Source organism: uncultured Campylobacter sp., assembly GCF_938018035.1.
In the GTDB taxonomy this organism is placed as follows: Bacteria; Campylobacterota; Campylobacteria; order Campylobacterales; family Campylobacteraceae; genus Campylobacter_B.
Genome location: NZ_CALIJF010000226.1, coordinates 1 through 1253 on the forward strand (window position 1 = coordinate 1; position 1253 = coordinate 1253).

Annotated in this window: 1 protein-coding gene and 1 pseudogene; one reads left to right on the plus strand and one right to left on the minus strand. The window is 42.0% G+C overall.

What is annotated here, in order from left to right; translation table 11 throughout:
* Positions 1–230: 230 nt before the first annotated feature.
* Positions 231–836, plus strand: a complete 606-nt coding sequence (locus Q0257_RS06925; protein WP_298023265.1) for a hypothetical protein — start codon at positions 231–233, stop codon at positions 834–836.
* Between the two features lie 193 nt (positions 837–1029).
* Here the strand turns inward: Q0257_RS06925 and Q0257_RS06930 are convergent.
* Positions 1030–1253, minus strand: a pseudogene (locus tag Q0257_RS06930) (carboxy-S-adenosyl-L-methionine synthase CmoA); the annotation flags it as partial.

Genomic DNA, 1253 nt, shown 5'->3' on the forward strand with positions numbered 1-1253 from the left:
CCAAGCTTGTTAGCGAGTTAAATTTAAGAGATAAATAAGCTCCTTCGTTCGCGGCGGCGTTTATTTTCGTCGCCGTGACTTATACACGGCGTCCGTCAAACGGCGGACGCTTTTTTTATGCCTGGAATTTCGGCTTCTATTTCGCTTACAAAATGTTTAAATTTATTTGGAATTTTTGAAGGTTGGCTAAATTCAGTACGGATGAGTAAATTTAATTTTAAAGGATTTTTGTGAGTTATTTCCACGGTATCGCGATTGATGTGAAAAAAGAGTCCGGATCCCACACAGACAGCCTCGCAGATGCGGATATTTCGAATGATGCAGCTTATGCATCGGTATGGCAATTTCGGTTAAAAGGGCAGGGCGCGGACGTTTTTAAAATAAAAACGGACGATGGTTTTTATATTTTTGAAGGCGATGAAATCGCCGGCTATGCTCCCGCTAGCCATGATAGCAAAGAAAAAGAATGCTTGAAAAATATCTCAAAAGGCGTAGATACCTTAGGCACTTATCGTTTGTCCGAGCCCATTTTGCCGGCCGGGAGACGCGGAGTGGGCTATATTGCGACCGACATAATAGTCTGCGCCGTATTTTGTATCACCGGAAATTTCTTTATCGGCGGCTATATATGGGGACTTTTAGCTTTTGTATTGTTCGCGATTTGGAATGATTTTTTTGAACGTAGCAATTTTCAAAAAGCTATGAAAAAATATGAAGCCGATAGAGCTAAAAAAATCGAATACGACGAGTTTATAGCAAGCTTTGAAAGGCGCGTCGCAAGTGAGAAGATCGACGAAAATACCGGGTTGAACACTAAAACAGAACCGAATAAATAACGCAAAATTAAAGATTCTATCCTTTTTAAACGTACCACTGCGCTCGCTATGGCGTATTTAATCGATGAAAATAGCTTTAGTGCAACAAAATTTTATATTGCAAGGTGATGTTTGCTTTGCAAATTTTCTAAAATGCTCACTGTTACAATTTAAAACTTAAATCTTTTGGACAAAATATGCGTTATGTCGCTCGCTATTTAAACGCCGCGAAGCTCATAAAATTTGCCCACTTAAAGATACTCTCGACGCGCTTAAAGCCCGCGCTTAGCGCCAAGGCTCGGTTTTCTGCCTCGGTGTAGGGCACGAGCACGTTTTCAAGAGCCTCACGTTTTTGCGCGATCTCGTAGCGCGAATAGCCCTGCGCGCGCTTGTAATCCTCGTAAATTTCGATCATCTGACGCGCGAGTACCCGGTCTT